This window comes from Mycobacterium sp. (assembly GCF_050701515.1).
GTDB lineage: Bacteria > Actinomycetota > Actinomycetes > Mycobacteriales > Mycobacteriaceae > Mycobacterium.
The window spans coordinates 1-15,512 of record NZ_JBOGDB010000094.1 but is presented as its reverse complement, the minus strand read 5'-3'; the positions used below and the strand labels follow the sequence as shown (position 1 = coordinate 15,512).

Sequence of the window (15,512 nt, the reverse complement as noted above, 5' to 3'; positions counted from 1 at the left end):
AGCCCCCGCATGGGCACACACACCCCAACCCGATACCGCGCGGCGTCGGCGGGCCTGGTGGTCGCCGTGCTGACCGCCGGATGCGGCGGCGACAAACCCGTGCTCGACTCGTCAAACCGCGGCTCGGAGTCGCGCACCGCGGACACGACGGTCCAAAACGCTTTCATCGTGCCCCGCTTCACGTCCGGGTCCTGCGCCATCCAGGTTGGCGACGCGGCGCTGACCTTCACGGCGACCAACAACCGGCCTACCGAGCCGGAGCGATTGCTCGCCATCGCCTCCGACGCGGCCCGTGCCATCGGCATCTTCCCCGGGGCGACCTTGCAGATTCCACCGAAATCGTCGATCGCCGCCGGCCGGCCGCTCGAACACGTGGGAGGCTCCGCCGGTCCCGGCCAGCCCATCGCCGTGCGCGTGGAAGGGCTCGACAAATCCGCCCGGCCGGGAACATCGGTGGCGGTCACTTTCCGGTTCGACAAGTACGGCGACGTGACGATCCCGGTGCCCATCGAGGCATGCCCCGCCAGAAATCGCGAAGCAGCCAACACCCTGCGCCCGGGCGAATGATCGGCGCCGGCGGCGATCAAACGCCGAGACGGTGCTCAGGCGGCGGCCACCAGCGCGAGGGAACCGACCACCGGCGCCACATAGATCAGCGGAAACGGGATGTGCGAATACCAGCGAGCCCGCACCACCGTGATGACAGCCCCGGCGAAATACACCACCAGGCCGATGCCGGCGATAACTCCAACCACCGGCACAAACAGGCTGGCCAACAGGCCTACCGCCCCGGCAGCCTTGGCCGTACCAAGCCAGGGCCACCACGAGCGGGGGATTGACATCACAAAAGCTCCCTTCGGAAAGACAACGGGGCGGATTGCGTGCCGAAGTATTACCCCGCCCGGACGGCGCTATCCGTTCAGAGCGGCGCAAGTACGACCGGTACCGGTAGAACTCGTGAGCCAGCGCCTCCACCTGCCGGGGGCACCTCCCGCTTGCGGGGGAGTGTTCGACCACCCGCTGCGGGACGTACTGGGCGCCGAGTGAGTTGAACAACTCCTGGACTCGCCAGTGCGTGGTCACCGTCAACCCGTTGAGCAGCGCGGCCCGCCGGCCCCCTCTATGTGGTGCGTTGGCCAGCGTAATCCGGCTCGGGCTGCGGTGCGCCCGGGTTGGCCTGGTCGGGGGGAGCCTCATCGCGTGCGCCGCGTTGACCGTTCGGCCGCAGCCAGCCCGGCAGCCAGCGCGGCGGCGCGTCGGGTGCACGGTCGAACACCCCGCCCGACGGGTCGTCGACCTGACCGCCGTTGCGCACCAGGTCCAGCTCGGGCCGGTAGATCTGCCGAATCACCAACGCACACAGCCCAATAACCGCGATATCGCGCAGTACGACGGTGACTGTGAACCACTGTTCGGGCAATCCGCGATTCTGCTCGCCGTACAGGTACTGCATTCGTGGAACCCACACCAGCGCGTCGATGGTCATCCACGCCAGCAGGATGCGCCGATGCGGCAGCGCCAGCACCGCCAGCGGCACCAGCCACAGCGAGAACTGTGGGCTCCAGACCTTGTTCGTCAACAGAAACGCCGCAACGACCAGCAATGCCAGTTGCGCCACGCGGGGCCGCTGCTTTGCGGTCAGCGCGATGTAAGCGATAGCCGCACAACATAATCCGAATAACACCCCGACGACGGTGTTGAGGATCATCGGCGGTTCCCACAGCCCCAGGTTGGTGTCGAAGCCTTGCCAGTTGGTGAAGGACTTCACCACGTTGTACAGCGAGTCCATGTCGTCGCCGCGCCGGGCGTTGAGCCGGAAGAACTCCGACCACCCCCGCGGGAACAGCACCATCACCGGCAGATTGACCAGCAGCCAGGCGCCCACCGCGGCGGCGGCCGTACTGCCCACTTCTCGAATCCGTCCGGTACGCACTCCGATGATCGCCAGCGGGATAAGCAGCAACACCGGATACAGCTTGGCCGCCACACCCAGTCCGATCAGCGCGCCGGCGAGCACGGGTTTTCGCCGCGCCCAGGCCAGGATGGCCCCCACCGCGAAAGCCGTTGCCAGCGCATCGAAGTTGGTGAAGATCTGGAAAATCACAATCGGCGACGCAGCGACCAAGGCCGCGTCCCAGATCCGTCTCCCGGACAGTTTCGCGGTGGCCCACACCGTCGCCATCCACGCCAGCGCCAGGCCGAACGCGGCGATGTTGAAGAACATCACCACCTCGGCGACCACCGGAACCGACACCAGCTTGGTCAGCGCGGTGTAGGTCTTGGCCAGTGTCATCGACAGGTACTGGTACATGCCGGTGATGACCGGATACTCCATGTAGCGCACGGCGAGGTTGCCGTCGAACTGCGTCTGCGGCCTGCCCTCCCGGTCCGTCTCGACCCAGCTCGACTTGTACGGAAACTTGCCGAGGTTCAACATTTCCGCGGTGTAGAGCGGGACGGTGTCGGAATAGCACAGCTCGTAATACGCCCGCTGGTTCTGCCAGTTGGCCACCTTCTGATCGGCGGTGCCGGTGCCGGTGGTCTGCAGGCATGCCGCCTTCGTCGTATAGCCCAGCGCGAGAAACACCACGGCGATCGCCAGCATCACCCGCAGCGGGGTGAGGAAGCCGGCCCGACCGATCAGCGCGTGCCGACCCACCGGCCCACCGATCACCTGTGACAGCGCACCGCCGATCGCGTCGGTGCGGCTGGGCAGATCGCGGTCGTGGGCGCTGCGCAGGTCGGCGGCCAGCGGCCGGGGCGACACGGTAGGGCGGACCGGCTCACCAGCCGGCGCCGCGTCGCCACCCTCGGTGTCGCCGCCTTCGGTCACGGGGGCGGAGGCGGCGGAGGCGGTGGCGGGAATGGCGCTCCGACGGGACCGGGCGGAGGTCCGGCCGGTGGCGGCGGCCCGACGGGCACCGTCGTCGGCGGACCGAACGGGATGGTAATGCCCGGCGCCACTTCAATCGTCGGCTGTATCACGGTTTCCGAAGGCGGCGTCGGCGTTGTCGTCGTCGGCGGAGGCGGCGGTGGCGCTGCGGGCGGACCGGCGTATCCGCCGATCTCGGTCGGCTTGGGGAACGACTCGGTCTCGGTGTCCTCCAACGCACCGTCCATGGTGGCCTTCCAGATGTCGGACGGCAGCCCGGAGCCGTAGATGGGCGATCCCCACTTGTTCTCCAGCGGCTTGGCGCCTTCCGTGGTGCCGACCCATACCGCCGTCGACAGCGACGGGGTAAAGCCGACCATCCAGGCGTCCCGGTTGTCGCCGGTGTCGCCGAGCTGGTTGGTGCCCGTCTTGGCCGCCGACGGCCGACCACCGGCCAGCGCATGGCCGTTGGAGTACGCAGCGATCGGCTGCATGGCGGCGGTCGCGTTGTCGGCGACGGCCTTGTCGATGCGCTGCTCGCCGGAGTTGTCCTCTTGGGCAGCGTCGAAGAGCACCTGGCCCTCGGCGTTGACCACCTTCTGCACGAAATGCGGTTTGTGGTAGACGCCCGACGCAGCGATCGTCGCGTACGCCGAGGCCATGTCTATGACCCGAGACTGGTACTGGCCCAACACGATTCCGTTGTTCGGCGGCCCGCCCTCGCCGTCCTCGGACAGGGTGTGCTCGACGCCCGGGAAGCTTTCGGCGATGCCGGCCTGGTGTGCGGCGTCGGCGACGTCGGCCGGCCCGTTCTCCAGCTTTAGCATCAGCCGGTAATAGATGGTGTTCAGTGACTGCTTCAGCCCCTCGGCGATGTTGCACGTGCCACAGCCGCCGCCCTCGACATTGGTGATCTTGATGCCGTTGACGGTCAGCGGCGAGCTGTCCAGCTGATAGCCCAGCCCGATGCCCTGCTCCAGCGCGGCAAGCAGGGCGAACACCTTGAACGCCGAGCCGGTCGGCAGGCCGGCCTGGGCGAAATCGAAGCCCTGCGCGTCGGATCCGCCGTAGTAGGCCTCCACCCCGCCGTTCTTCGGATCGACGGACACCACCGCCCCGCGCATGTCGGGATCCTGGCCGTCGAGGTATTCGGTCACCGCTTCCTCGGCCGCCGCCTGGGCCTGGGGGTCGATGGTGGTGGTGACCTGGAGTCCCTCGGTGTTCAGGGTCTGCTCGCTGATGTTGAACAGTTCGAGCAGTTCCTTTTGCACCTGTCGCTCGATCAGCCCGTTCGGCCCAGTGGTCTGATTCTGGGACTTGGCCTGATCCGGTGGCACGGTCGGCGGAAAGACCTGTGCCGCACGTTCGGTGGACGACAGCGCGCCGATTTCCACCATGCCGTCGAGCACCCAGTTCCACCGCGCCGCCGCGCCGTCGGGATCCACCGCCGGGTCCAGCGTGGACGGCCGCTGGATCAGGGCGGCCAGCAGTGCGCCCTCGGCGACGGTGAGCTGCTCGACCGGCTTGTCGAAGTACGCCTTCGATGCGGCCGCAATGCCGTAGGCCCCGCGTCCGAAGTAGATGATGTTCAGGTAGGACTCCAGCACCTGGTCTTTGGACCATTCGCTGGACATCTTCGTCGAGATGACCAGCTCCTTGGCCTTGCGCACGACGCCGCCCAGCCCGGCTCGTTGCGAGCCGACCAACGCGTTCTTGACGTACTGCTGGGTGATCGTCGACCCGCCCTGGGTGTCGCCACCGAAGATGTTGTTCTTCGCCGCGCGGGCGAACCCGGAAAACGAGAAGCCCGGGTTGGAGTAGAAGTCACGGTCTTCGGCGGCCATCACCGCGTTGCGCACGTGCACCGGTATCTGGTCGATGTTGACGTCGACGCGGTTGCCTTCCGGCGGGACGATCTTGGCCAGTTCGCTGCCGTCGCTGGCCAGAATCGTCGAGACCTGGTTGGTCCGGATGTCGCCCGGTTTGGGCACGTCGACGATCAGGTAGGCCATCCCGAACGTCACGATGGGCAGCACGATCAGCGCGGCAAAGGTGACGTAGATCCCGCGGCGGACCCATCGCCAGTTGATCTGCTCCATGGCGGGCAGGCGGCGGGGAGGCCGGCCTGGCGGTCCACCCGGTCCACCGCCACCGGGCGGGCGGCGCGGCGGTGGTGGCGGCGGCGGCGACTTCGGTGCCGGCGTGCCGTCGAGTGCGGCCTTGACGGCCTCGATGGGGTCGCGGTGTGGAAGGGTGTCCTCCCGCACCGGCGGGATGACCGCGGTCAGTCGGTCGTCGGGCGGAACGGCGGGCCGGTCGGCTCGCCGGGACGGGCGTGCGCCGACACCGTCAGCCGCTGGTCCCGTAGGGACGTCGCTGGCTGACCGGTTGTGGCGCCCTTCGCTATTCACTGGCCGTCCGCGCGTCATTGCGCGCGGTCCGTGTGCGACGCGACCCGGAAGAAGGCCCGGTGGGACGGACCGCGCCGAGCACATACGACTTGACCAAGTGATTCCAACTGCAGGTGCGGCATACCTCCACCACATATACGGAGAACTCGTCGTAGCGGGAGGCCAGCATCACCAGCTCCTCGGCGGTGCGCGCCGAACCCGACACTGCACCCAGGTGGTCACCGAAAACCCATGACACCAATGTGAGCTGTTCCTTGCGGCAGATCGGGCACATCACCGAACTGGGCTTCCCATGGAACTTCGCGGCCCGCAGCAGATAGGGATTGGCGTCGCAGACCTCCGAGACGCCGGTGCGTCCCGAATAGACCTCGGCCAGCAGAGACCGGCGCCGAAGCGCATAGTCCACCACCTGTCGCTGCAGTCGCACGGTGACCAGAGTACGTCGGCACCGCGACGGCCGAGGCGTGACGGGGTCAGCCGCCCGACCGTGACCGGCATCTGGTCTGCGGGGATGCCGGACGAACTCTTACGATCGTCGTCGTGGCAGCAGTTGGTTGGGGGCGGCAGACCCCGGGCACCCGGGCGAAGGACAGCGACCGCATCGGGCGCGCTGTCGATGTCGGTGTATGTGTCCAGCGACTACAGCAGCGGCTACATCGAGCTCGACGGCGCCGGCAACGTCGAACAGATCAATACCCGGCTGAGCCGATCCCCGTACGTCCCGGTGTGGCGCGGAATATATCGGCGCGATACTATTGCCCGAGGTGTCGAAGCGTCGTAGCGGCCAAGCAAAGGAGGTGGGTCGATGCTGGAGCTCGCAATCCTGGGCCTTCTGCTCGAGTCGCCCATGCACGGCTACGAGCTGCGCAAACGCCTGACCGGGCTGCTGGGAGCGTTCCGTGCGTTCTCGTACGGCTCCCTGTACCCCGCGCTGCGCCGCATGCAGGCCGACGGCCTGATCGCCGAGGACGCGGCGCCGGACGGCATCCCGAAAATGCGCCGCGCACGCCGGGTCTATCAGCTGACCGACGCCGGTAAGCAGCGCTTCGCCGAGCTGGTCGCAGACACCGGTCCACAGAACTACACCGACGACGGATTCGGCGTTCACCTCGCGTTTTTCAACCGCACGCCGGCCGAGGCCAGGATGCGGATTTTGGAGGGGCGCCGTCGTCAGGTCGAGGAACGCCGGGAAGGCCTGCGTGAAGCAGTCGCGCGGGCCAGCAGCTCGCTTGACCGCTACACCCGCCAACTTCACCAGCTGGGGTTGGAGTCCAGCGAGCGCGAAGTGAAATGGCTCAACGATTTGATCGCGGCCGAACGGGTCGCGCAGGGTCGCGCCGAGCAGTCGTAGATCTACTGATTTCTTGCAATGACAGTGGTTGGAGAGGGAGAACGTCTCATGAGTGATCACACCGAGGTGCGGGTCGCGATTGTCGGTGTCGGCAACTGCGCGTCTTCGCTGGTGCAGGGCGTGCAGTACTACCAGGATGCCGACGAGACCGCCACGGTGCCGGGCCTGATGCACGTGCGTCTCGGCCCGTATCACGTCCGGGACGTCAAGTTCGTCGCAGCGTTCGACGTCGACGCCAAGAAGGTCGGGTTCGACCTGTCCGAGGCGATCTTCGCGTCGGAGAACAACACCATCAAGCTCGCCGACGTGCCGCCGACCAATGTCGTGGTGCAGCGCGGTCCGACACTGGACGGCATCGGCAAGTACTACGCCGACACCATCGAGGTGTCCGACGTCGAGCCCGTCGACGTGGTGAAGGTGCTCAGGGAGAACAACGTCGACGTGCTGGTGTCCTACCTGCCGGTGGGCTCCGATGAGGCCGACAAGTTCTACGCGCAGTGCGCGATCGATGCGGGCGTGGCGTTTGTCAACGCGCTGCCGGTGTTCATCGCCTCCGATCCGGTGTGGGCCAAGAAGTTCGAAGACGCCGGTGTGCCGATCGTCGGCGACGACATCAAGAGCCAGGTCGGCGCGACCATCACCCACCGCGTGATGGCCAAGCTGTTCGAGGACCGTGGCGTTCAGCTCGACCGCACCATGCAGCTCAACGTCGGCGGCAACATGGACTTTCTCAACATGCTCGAGCGTGAGCGGCTGGAGTCGAAGAAGATCTCCAAGACCCAGGCCGTCACGTCGAACCTGCAGCGGGAGTTCAAGACGAAGGACGTGCACATCGGCCCGTCCGATCACGTCGGCTGGCTCGACGACCGCAAGTGGGCCTACGTCCGGCTGGAGGGCCGCGCCTTCGGCGACGTGCCGCTGAACCTGGAGTACAAGCTCGAGGTGTGGGATTCGCCGAACTCCGCGGGCGTCATCATCGACGCGGTCCGCGCGGCGAAGATCGCCAAGGATCGCGGCATCGGAGGTCCGGTGGTGGCCGCTTCTGCCTACTTGATGAAGAGCCCGCCGCAGCAGCTGCCCGACGACGTGGCCCGCGAGCAGCTCGAGACCTTCATCGAGGGCTGACGCCGTAGAGTCCCCGTCGTGGTCAACGATGACGCACTGGTCGGGCTCGACGAGTTCGCACTGCTTGACGAGAACGCGCAACAAGCCGGCGTCATCGGCGCCTTGCCGGCGGTGCGGCGGGTCGTTAAGGGCCCGATCAGCGCGCTGAAGTGGGGTGACGAGTCGCCGCGGGTGGTCTTCCTGCATGGCGGCGGGCAGAACGCCCACACCTGGGACACCGTCATCGTGGGGCTGGGCGAGCCGGCGCTGGCGATCGACCTGCCCGGGCATGGTCGCTCTGCCTGGCGCGAGGACGGCGACTACGGGCCCAAGCTCAACGCCGAAACCCTTCGGCCGCTGCTGCGCGAGTGGGCGCCGCATCCGCGGCTCGTCGTCGGCATGTCGCTAGGCGGGCTTACCGCGCTGCGCATCGCCGCGACCGAGCCGGACTTGGTACCCGAGCTGGTGCTCGTCGACGTCACCCCGTCAGCTCCCGAGCGGCATACCGAAATGACCAAGGCCCAGATGGGCACCGTCGCCCTCGTACAGGGCGAGCGTACCTTTCCCAGCTTCGCCGCGATGCTGGATGTGACGATAGCCGCCGCGCCGCACCGCGACCGGGACTCGTTGCGCCGCGGCGTGTTCCACAACTCGAAGCGACTCGACGACGGCACCTGGACATGGCGCTATGACTCGTTCCGTAAGGGCGACGGGTTCGAGGGACTGTGGGACGACGTCCCCGCGATCGCGATGCCGACCACGTTGGTGCGCGGCGCCAACTCGTACTTCGTCAACGACGAGGACGCCGAAGCATTCTCGAAGCGCGCGCCCGGCTTCCAGCGCACCCGTGTCGTCGCCGACTCTGGCCACTCGGTGCAGGGCGACCAGCCCTGCGCGCTCGTCGACATCCTGCGGGGGATCCTGACCCGATAGCGTTGGCCCATGGCCTTCCCGATACGTATCGGCGTGCAATTGCAGCCGCAACACTCACCTCAATACCGCCATATCCGTGACGCCGTGCGCCGTTGCGAAGACATCGGCGTCGACGTGGTGTTCAACTGGGATCACTTCTACCCGCTCTACGGTGACCCCGACGGCCCGCACTACGAATGCTGGACCATGCTGGGCGCGTGGGCCGAGCAGACCTCACGCATCGAGATCGGTGCCCTGGTGACGTGCAATTCGTATCGCAACCCGGAGCTACTCGCCGACATGGCACGCACCGTGGACCACATTTCCGACGGTCGGCTGATTCTCGGCATCGGCTCGGGTTGGAAGCGCAAGGATTACGTACAGTACGGCTACGAGTTCGGCACCGCCGGCAGCCGTCTCGACGATCTTGCGCAAGCACTGCGCCGTATCAAATCCCGGCTGGCCAAGCTCAATCCGCAGCCCACCCGCGACATTCCGCTCCTGATCGGCGGTCAAGGTGAACGGAAGACGCTGCGCCTGGTCGCCGAGCACGCCGACACCTGGCACGGTTTCACCGACCGCAACACCTACCCGCGCAAGGCCGAGATCCTGGCCGAGCACTGCGCGGCGGTGGGCCGCGACCCCGCCACCGTCGAGCACTCGGCGGGGGTCCAGGAAAGCGGCGGCCTGGACGCGCTGCTCGCCGACGCCGACGCGCTGGCCGACCTCGGCATCACGATGCTGACCATCGGCCCCAACGGGCCCGATTACGACCTGACCGCCGCAGAAGCATTGTGCCGCTGGCGTGATCGGCGCGCGGCGAACTGAAGAAACGGTCCGGGCTGAACGAGACCGGCGGTCTCATTCGGTCAGATCGCCGCCCGACACGCAGGCGGCGTGAGAAACTGTCGCCGCCATGCCCAAGAAGTACGGGGTCAAAGAGAAGGACCAGGTCGTTTCCCACATCATCAACCTGGTGCTGACCGGGAAGCTGCGTTCCGGGGATCGGGTGGACCGCAACGAAATCGCCCACGAGCTGGGTCTGAGCCGGGTCCCGATCCAGGAGGCCGTGGTTCAGCTCGAGCACGATGGCATCCTGTCCACCCGTTACCACCGCGGCGCGTTCGTCGAGCGTTTCGACGAGGCCAGCGTCCTGGAGCATCACGAGTTGTACGGGTTGCTCATCGGTATGGCATCGGCCCGCGCGGCGGTCGACCCCCGGCCGCAGGTGCTCGATCAGCTGGACTCGTTGATCGACTTGATGCGCGCCAACCGGGAGTCGCGCTCGTTCCAGGAGGCCGCCTGGCAGTACCGCCGCATCATCAACGACGAGTACGCCGGCCCGCGACTGCAGGCCGCGATAAGGGCATCGCAGAGCTTCATCCCCCGGGTGTTCTGGGTGACCTACCTGAACAACCACGACGAGATGCTGCCGTTCTACGAGGCCGAGACCGTCGCCATCCACCAGCGCGACCCGGACGCCGCGCGGGCAGCGTGCAGCGGTCGCTCGGAAGCCATGGGGCGGATCATGCTCGCCGAGCTGGTGCGCCGCGGCGTGCTCAGCCCGTCGGGTGTCCACGCAGGATTGCATCGCGTCAGACCCTGACAGGTTAGACTGGCGAATTATGGTGGAGCCGGAGCCGCACGTCGCCGAACTGGCCGGCGAGCTGCAGCGCGTGCTCTCCAAGGTCTTCTCCGTGCTGAGGCGTGGCGATGCCAATCGGGGCGCAGCCGGAGACCTGACACTGGCGCAGCTGTCGATTCTGTTGACCCTGCTGGACAAGGGCCCGATCCGGATGACGGACCTGGCGGCCCACGAACGCGTCCGCACCCCCACCACCACCGTGGCGATCCGCCGGCTCGAAAAGCTCGGTCTGGTGAAGCGTTCGCGCGATCCGTCGGATCTGCGCGCGGTACTCGTCGACGTGACCCCGCGCGGCCTGGTCCAGCACCGCGAATCGCTGGCGGCCCGCCGTGCCCAACTGGCGGCGCTGCTCGGCAAGCTCAGCGAGGACGATCTGGAGACGCTGACCAAGGCAATCGGCCCGCTGGAGCGGCTGGCCGGTCAAGAGGGCGACCAGGAAGGCAGCTAGCCCAGCCAGTCCAACACCGCTGCGGCGGTCCAGGACTGCTGCATGCTGCCCAGCGGCTCTCCAGTGAACGGCTCGTAGTACTCGGCGAAGGTGCCGTCGCTGGCCTGCCGCAGGCCCTCGCGCCGCAGGATCGACGACCGTTCGGCCCAGCCGCGGCGGGCGAACGCCCAGGAGAACAGCCACGTCATCACCGGCCAGACCGGTCCGCGCCAGTATTCCCGGGGCCGGAAGTGGCGCGACACCGGTGATGTGGACGGGATCAGTCCGAACTTCAGGTCGGGATGGCCGCAGAACCGTGGCCCCTCCAACAGCCGCAGCAGCGAACGTTCCTTGTCGTGCGGCAGCCCGCCGCACAGCAGCGGGGCGAACTGCGCGACTGTCTCGGTGACGATCAACTTGTCCGCTCGTACATCGTAATCCCGTGCCGCGCCGGTTCTTTCGTCGGTCGTTTCGGCAACCCCGGCGCGAAACCTCTCCGCCCACGAGTACAGGTCCCGGACGTCGGCGTGCGGCCGTTTGTGATCCTCGCCGATGGTGGCCAACACATCACAGGCCACCGAGAAGACGGCCGACACGAACACATCCTCGACGGCGAAGCTCATCGCCTTCGGCAACATGTCGTCGTCGTAGCGGGCGGCCTTCATCTCTTCCAGCAGCCAGAGGTAGCGATCGTACTCGCCGTCCGACGGACGCTGGCTGGCGTCGGTGATGATGTTGTTGTCCTCGCGCTGATACTCCGGCACGGTGCCGGGAATCACGTTGGCGTAGGCGCTATCCCAACGCGGTGAGTTGTCCATCCCCGATTCCCAGCCGTGATACAGCGTGATGCGACCATGCGAGTTCTGGTCGCGGGCCTCGGCCAGCCAGCGATGCCAGCGCACCAGGTCGTCCCAGCGCCGATCGAGGAACGCCTCGGCGACCGCGCGGGTGGATCGCCCGCGCGAGCGGGCGTGGTCGAGGATGCGCTGCAGTGCGATCGCGTGCACCGGCGGCTGGGTGATGCCCGATGTGTGCCGGGTCCGCGGTGCGTTGGCGGAGAGCGCCGAGCACGCCCAACGGGCCGGGCCGGGGAAGTAGCCGTCGGCGCCATTGGCGAACACGATGTGCGGGATCATGCCGTTGCGCCACTGCGCCGATAGCAGGGTGTCCAGCTCGACGACGGCCCGCTCGACGCTCAACGGGGCGAGCCCGACCGCGACGAATGCGGCGTCCCAGCTCCACATGTGCGGGTAGAGCAATGGCGCGGCGGTCGTCATCACGCCCAAGTCGTTACCGCGCAGCAGGTACGCCGCGCGGGCCGCGAGCTGGGTGGGGGCGAAGCTGGGGTCGGGTGCCATCGCATCAATGATCGCAGTCGGTAGGGTGACCGGCATGCCGACCGCGCTGATCACCGGAGCGGCGGGTGGGCTCGGTTCGGCGATTGCCGATGCGCTGGCACCCACCCACACGTTGTTTCTGGCCGGGCGGCCGTCCTCCCGGCTCGACGCTGTCGCCGAGCGGCTCGGCGCCACCACCTGGCCGGTCGATCTCGAGGACACCGACGCCATCCCCGCCGCCGTCGAGCCGATCGTCGAGCTCGACGTGTTGGTCCACAACGCCGGCGCGGCGTTCCCGGGTCGTGTCGCGGAATCGACGGTCGACGAGTGGCGTACCACTATGCAGGTCAACGTCATTGGGGCGGTGGCGCTTACGCTCGCGTTGCTGCCCGCCCTGCGCAGCGCGCACGGCCACGTCGTGTTCATCAATTCCGGCTCAGGGATCAACGCCTCACCCGGCCTGGCGTCGTATTCGGCAAGCAAGTTCGCGTTGCGCGGCTTCGCCGACTCGCTGCGCAACGACGAGCCAGAGCTTCGGGTGACGTCGATCCATCCGGGCCGGATCGCGACGGCGATGCAGGAAGGTCTCGTCGCCTACGAGGGCGGCGAGTACAAGCCCGAGCGATTTCTCCGTCCGGAGACCGCCGCCAAGGTCGTCGCGGACGCCGTGAACGCACCTCGCGCCGCGCACGTTCACGAGGTGATCGTCCGCCCGACGTGATTTCGGCGCTAGACGACGAGGTTGACCAGGCGTCCGGCCACCACGATCACCTTCTTCGGCGTGGCGCCGGCAAGGAAGGTCTGCACCTTCTCGTCGGCCAGTGCCGCCGCCTCCAGCGTGTCGGCATCGGCGTCGACGGGCACGGTGATGCGGCCGCGCACCTTGCCGTTGACCTGGACCGGGTACTCGACGGTGTCCACGGTCAGGTATGCGGGGTCGGCTTCCGGGAACGGGCCGTGCGCCAGTGACGCGTGGTGGCCGAGTCGCTGCCACAGTTCCTCGGCCAGGTGTGGGGCCAGCGGGGCGGCCATCAGCACCAGCGGCTCGACGGCGGCCCGGGGCACTCCCCTAGCAAGCTGTGGGCCCAGCCCGGTGTGCTGCTTGGTCAGGTGATTGGTGTACTCGATCAACTTGGCGACCGCGGTGTTGCTGCGCAGCGACGCGTAGTCATCCGACACCCCGGCGATCGTGCGATGCAGCAGCCGCAGCGTCTCATCGTCCGGTTCGTCATCGCTGACCCGGACCTGGCCGGTCTGCTCGTCGACCACCAGTCGCCACACCCGCTGCAGAAACCGGTACGCGCCGACGACGTCCTTTGTCGCCCATGGCCGCGACGCCTCCAGCGGGCCCATCGACATCTCGTACACCCGCAACGTGTCGGCGCCGTAGTCGTCGCAGATCTCGTCGGGCGACACCGAGTTCTTCAGGCTCTTGCCGATCTTGCCGAACTCCTGGAACACCTCGGCCTCGCCGGCCTCGCCGGTGTAGAAGAACTTCCCGTCGCGTTCCGTCACCTCGGCGGCCGGCACGTAGGACCCGCGGTCGTCGGTGTAGGCGTGCGCCTGGATATAGCCCTGGTTGACCAGCCGCCGGTACGGCTCGCGCGACGACACATGCCCGAGGTCGTAGAGCACCTTGTGCCAGAACCGCGAATACAGCAGGTGCAGCACGGCATGCTCAACGCCGCCGACATACAGATCGACACCGCCGGGGTCGTCCGGGCCATGCTCGGCAGGGCGGGGCCCCATCCAGTACGCCTCGTTATCCTTGTCGCACAAGGCTTCCGAGTTGTGCGGATCGGCGTAGCGCAACTCGTACCACGAGCTGCCCGCCCACTGTGGCATGACGTTGGTGTCGCGGGTGTAGGTCTTGCGGCCGTCACCGAGGTCAAGCTCGACGTGCACCCAGTCGGTCGCCTTGTTCAGCGGCGGCGATGGCTCGCTGTCGGCGTCGTCGGGATCGAACAGCACCGGCGAGTAGTCGGGGATGTCCGGAAGCTCGACCGGCAGCTCGGACTCGGGCAGCGGATGCGGGCGGCCGTCGTCGTCGTAGACGATCGGGAACGGCTCACCCCAGTACCGCTGCCGGGCGAACAACCAGTCCCTCAGCTTGTACTCGAGCCGGGGCCAGCCGTGGCCGTCGGCGGTCAGCCGGGCGGTGATGGCCTCCTTCGCCGCCTGGACGCTCAGCCCGTTCAGGTAGTCGGAGTTGACTAGTTCTCCCTCGCCGGTATACGCCGTCTGCGAAATGTCGCCGCCGGCAATCACTTCCACGATCGGAAGGCCGAATTCCTGGGCGAACTCCCAGTCCCGTTGATCGTGCGCGGGGACTGCCATGATCGCCCCGGTCCCGTACGCGGCCAGCACATAGTCGGCGATGAAGATCGGGATTTGTTGCCCGCCGGCGGGATTGGTGGCATAGCGACCCAGGAACACCCCTGTCTTGGTCTTGGCTTCCTGGCGCTCCAGGTCCGACTTGGCCGCGATCGACCGGCGGTAGGCGGCGACGGCCTCGCCGGGTGTGTCCGCCCCGAAGGTCCAGCGCGGGTCGATGGCGTCGGGCCAGTCGGCCGCGGTGAGTTGCTCGACCAGCGGATGCTCGGGAGCCAGCACCATGTAGGTCGCGCCGAACAGGGTATCCGGCCGGGTGGTGAACACCTCGATGTTCGCGTCGCCCGCCGGGAACAGCACCTCGGCGCCGGTGGATCGGCCGATCCAGTTGCGCTGCATGGTTTTGACCTTCTCCGGCCAGTCCAGCACGTCGAGATCCTCGAGCAGCCGGTCAGAGTAGCAGGTGATGCGCATCATCCACTGCCGCAAACGTTTCCGGAACACCGGGAAGTTCCCGCGGTCACTGCGACCGTCGGAGGTGACCTCCTCGTTGGCCAACACGGTGCCCAGCCCGGGGCACCAGTTCACCATCGAATCGGCCCGGTACACCAGTCGGTACGAGTCGATCACGTCGGCGCGCTCACCCGCCGACAGTGCCGACCATCCCCGCCCGTCGTCGAGACTCCGTTGCCCGGAATCGAACTCGGCCACCAGCTCCTCGATGCGACGGGCCCGGTTCAGGTCCGGATCGAACCACGCGTTGTAGATCTGCAGGAAGATCCACTGCGTCCACTTGTAGAACTCGGCGTCGGTGGTGGAGAAACTGCGGCGGGCGTCGTGACCCAACCCGAGCCGGCCGAGCTGGCGGCGGAAGTTGACGATGTTGGCTTCGGTCCGTGTTCGCGGATGGGTGCCGGTCTGCACCGCGTACTGCTCGGCAGGCAGACCAAACGAGTCGAAGCCCAAGGCGTGCAACACATTGCGGCCCGTCATCCGGAAATAGCGGGCGTAGACGTCGGTGGCGATGTAGCCGAGTGGATGCCCCACGTGCAGACCTTCACCCGACGGGTAGGGAAACATGTCCTGGACGAACATCTTGTCGGAGGGCACCGGGGAACCGTC

15 protein-coding genes and 1 pseudogene are annotated in these 15,512 nt (G+C 67.3%); 9 read left to right on the top strand and 7 right to left on the bottom strand.

The annotated features are described in order from the left end of the window. Positions 1 to 9: 9 nt before the first annotated feature. On the top strand, positions 10 to 567 hold the full coding sequence (locus ACRDU5_RS08175; protein ID WP_526613979.1) for a copper chaperone PCu(A)C domain-containing protein: 558 nt from the start codon (positions 10 to 12) through the stop codon (positions 565 to 567). 35 nt (positions 568 to 602) lie between these two features. On the opposite strand, the gene ACRDU5_RS08170 is transcribed toward ACRDU5_RS08175, so the two are convergent. From ACRDU5_RS08170 to ACRDU5_RS08150, 5 genes and pseudogenes are all read right to left on the bottom strand, one after another. After that, positions 603 to 842, bottom strand: a complete 240-nt coding sequence (locus tag ACRDU5_RS08170) for a DoxX family protein (RefSeq protein ID WP_526613978.1) — start codon at positions 840 to 842, stop codon at positions 603 to 605. Between the two features lie 157 nt (positions 843 to 999). Beyond that, positions 1,000 to 1,107 (bottom strand): annotated as a pseudogene (locus tag ACRDU5_RS08165) (DJ-1/PfpI family protein); the annotation flags it as partial. A 13-nt stretch (positions 1,108 to 1,120) separates the two neighbouring features. Beyond that, positions 1,121 to 2,767 carry a glycosyltransferase family 87 protein gene (locus tag ACRDU5_RS08160; protein WP_526614013.1) on the bottom strand — a complete coding sequence of 549 codons (1,647 nt, stop codon included), beginning with the start codon at positions 2,765 to 2,767 and terminating at the stop codon, positions 1,121 to 1,123. Positions 2,768 to 2,829: 62 nt separating this feature from the next. Then, a complete protein-coding gene (locus ACRDU5_RS08155) occupies positions 2,830 to 5,283 on the bottom strand; it encodes a transglycosylase domain-containing protein (RefSeq protein WP_526613977.1) in 2,454 nt (817 codons plus the stop codon). After that, positions 5,276 to 5,710, bottom strand: a complete 435-nt coding sequence (locus ACRDU5_RS08150) for a DUF5318 family protein (RefSeq protein WP_526613976.1) — start codon at positions 5,708 to 5,710, stop codon at positions 5,276 to 5,278. Before ACRDU5_RS08150 ends, ACRDU5_RS08155 begins: the two co-directional genes overlap by 8 nt. 60 nt (positions 5,711 to 5,770) lie before the next feature. On the opposite strand from ACRDU5_RS08150, the gene ACRDU5_RS08145 reads away from it, so the two are divergent. From ACRDU5_RS08145 to ACRDU5_RS08115, 7 genes are all read left to right on the top strand, one after another. Then, entirely contained in the window at positions 5,771 to 6,064 is a 294-nt protein-coding gene (locus ACRDU5_RS08145) for a hypothetical protein (RefSeq protein ID WP_526613975.1), read from the top strand. 24 nt (positions 6,065 to 6,088) lie between these two features. Next, positions 6,089 to 6,634 carry a PadR family transcriptional regulator gene (locus tag ACRDU5_RS08140; RefSeq protein WP_526613974.1) on the top strand — a complete coding sequence of 182 codons (546 nt, stop codon included), beginning with the start codon at positions 6,089 to 6,091 and terminating at the stop codon, positions 6,632 to 6,634. A 48-nt stretch (positions 6,635 to 6,682) separates the two neighbouring features. After that, on the top strand, positions 6,683 to 7,759 hold the full coding sequence (locus tag ACRDU5_RS08135; RefSeq protein ID WP_526613973.1) for an inositol-3-phosphate synthase: 1,077 nt from the start codon (positions 6,683 to 6,685) through the stop codon (positions 7,757 to 7,759). 18 nt (positions 7,760 to 7,777) lie between these two features. Further along, positions 7,778 to 8,671 (top strand): Rv0045c family esterase, encoded by an 894-nt coding sequence (locus tag ACRDU5_RS08130; protein WP_526613972.1) that lies wholly within the window; start codon positions 7,778 to 7,780, stop codon positions 8,669 to 8,671. A 9-nt stretch (positions 8,672 to 8,680) separates the two neighbouring features. After that, complete coding sequence (locus tag ACRDU5_RS08125; protein ID WP_526613971.1) at positions 8,681 to 9,478, top strand: LLM class F420-dependent oxidoreductase; 798 nt, start codon at positions 8,681 to 8,683, stop codon at positions 9,476 to 9,478. 88 nt (positions 9,479 to 9,566) lie between these two features. Further along, positions 9,567 to 10,256 carry a GntR family transcriptional regulator gene (locus ACRDU5_RS08120; protein WP_526613970.1) on the top strand — a complete coding sequence of 230 codons (690 nt, stop codon included), beginning with the start codon at positions 9,567 to 9,569 and terminating at the stop codon, positions 10,254 to 10,256. A gap of 19 nt (positions 10,257 to 10,275) precedes the next feature. After that, positions 10,276 to 10,743, top strand: a complete 468-nt coding sequence (locus ACRDU5_RS08115) for a MarR family winged helix-turn-helix transcriptional regulator (RefSeq protein WP_526613969.1) — start codon at positions 10,276 to 10,278, stop codon at positions 10,741 to 10,743. Here the strand turns inward: ACRDU5_RS08115 and ggh are convergent. Continuing rightward, entirely contained in the window at positions 10,740 to 12,080 is a 1,341-nt protein-coding gene (gene ggh, locus ACRDU5_RS08110) for a glucosylglycerate hydrolase (RefSeq protein WP_526613968.1), read from the bottom strand. The two genes, ACRDU5_RS08115 and ggh, sit on opposite strands and share 4 nt — an antisense overlap. Before the next feature lie 34 nt (positions 12,081 to 12,114). Between ggh and ACRDU5_RS08105 the strand changes: the two genes are divergently transcribed. After that, entirely contained in the window at positions 12,115 to 12,780 is a 666-nt protein-coding gene (locus tag ACRDU5_RS08105) for an SDR family oxidoreductase (RefSeq protein ID WP_526614012.1), read from the top strand. Between the two features lie 8 nt (positions 12,781 to 12,788). Here ACRDU5_RS08105 and leuS read toward each other — a convergent pair. Further along, positions 12,789 to 15,512 (bottom strand): leucine--tRNA ligase (gene leuS / locus ACRDU5_RS08100; protein ID WP_526613967.1); only part of this gene is annotated, 2,724 nt, incomplete at its 5' end.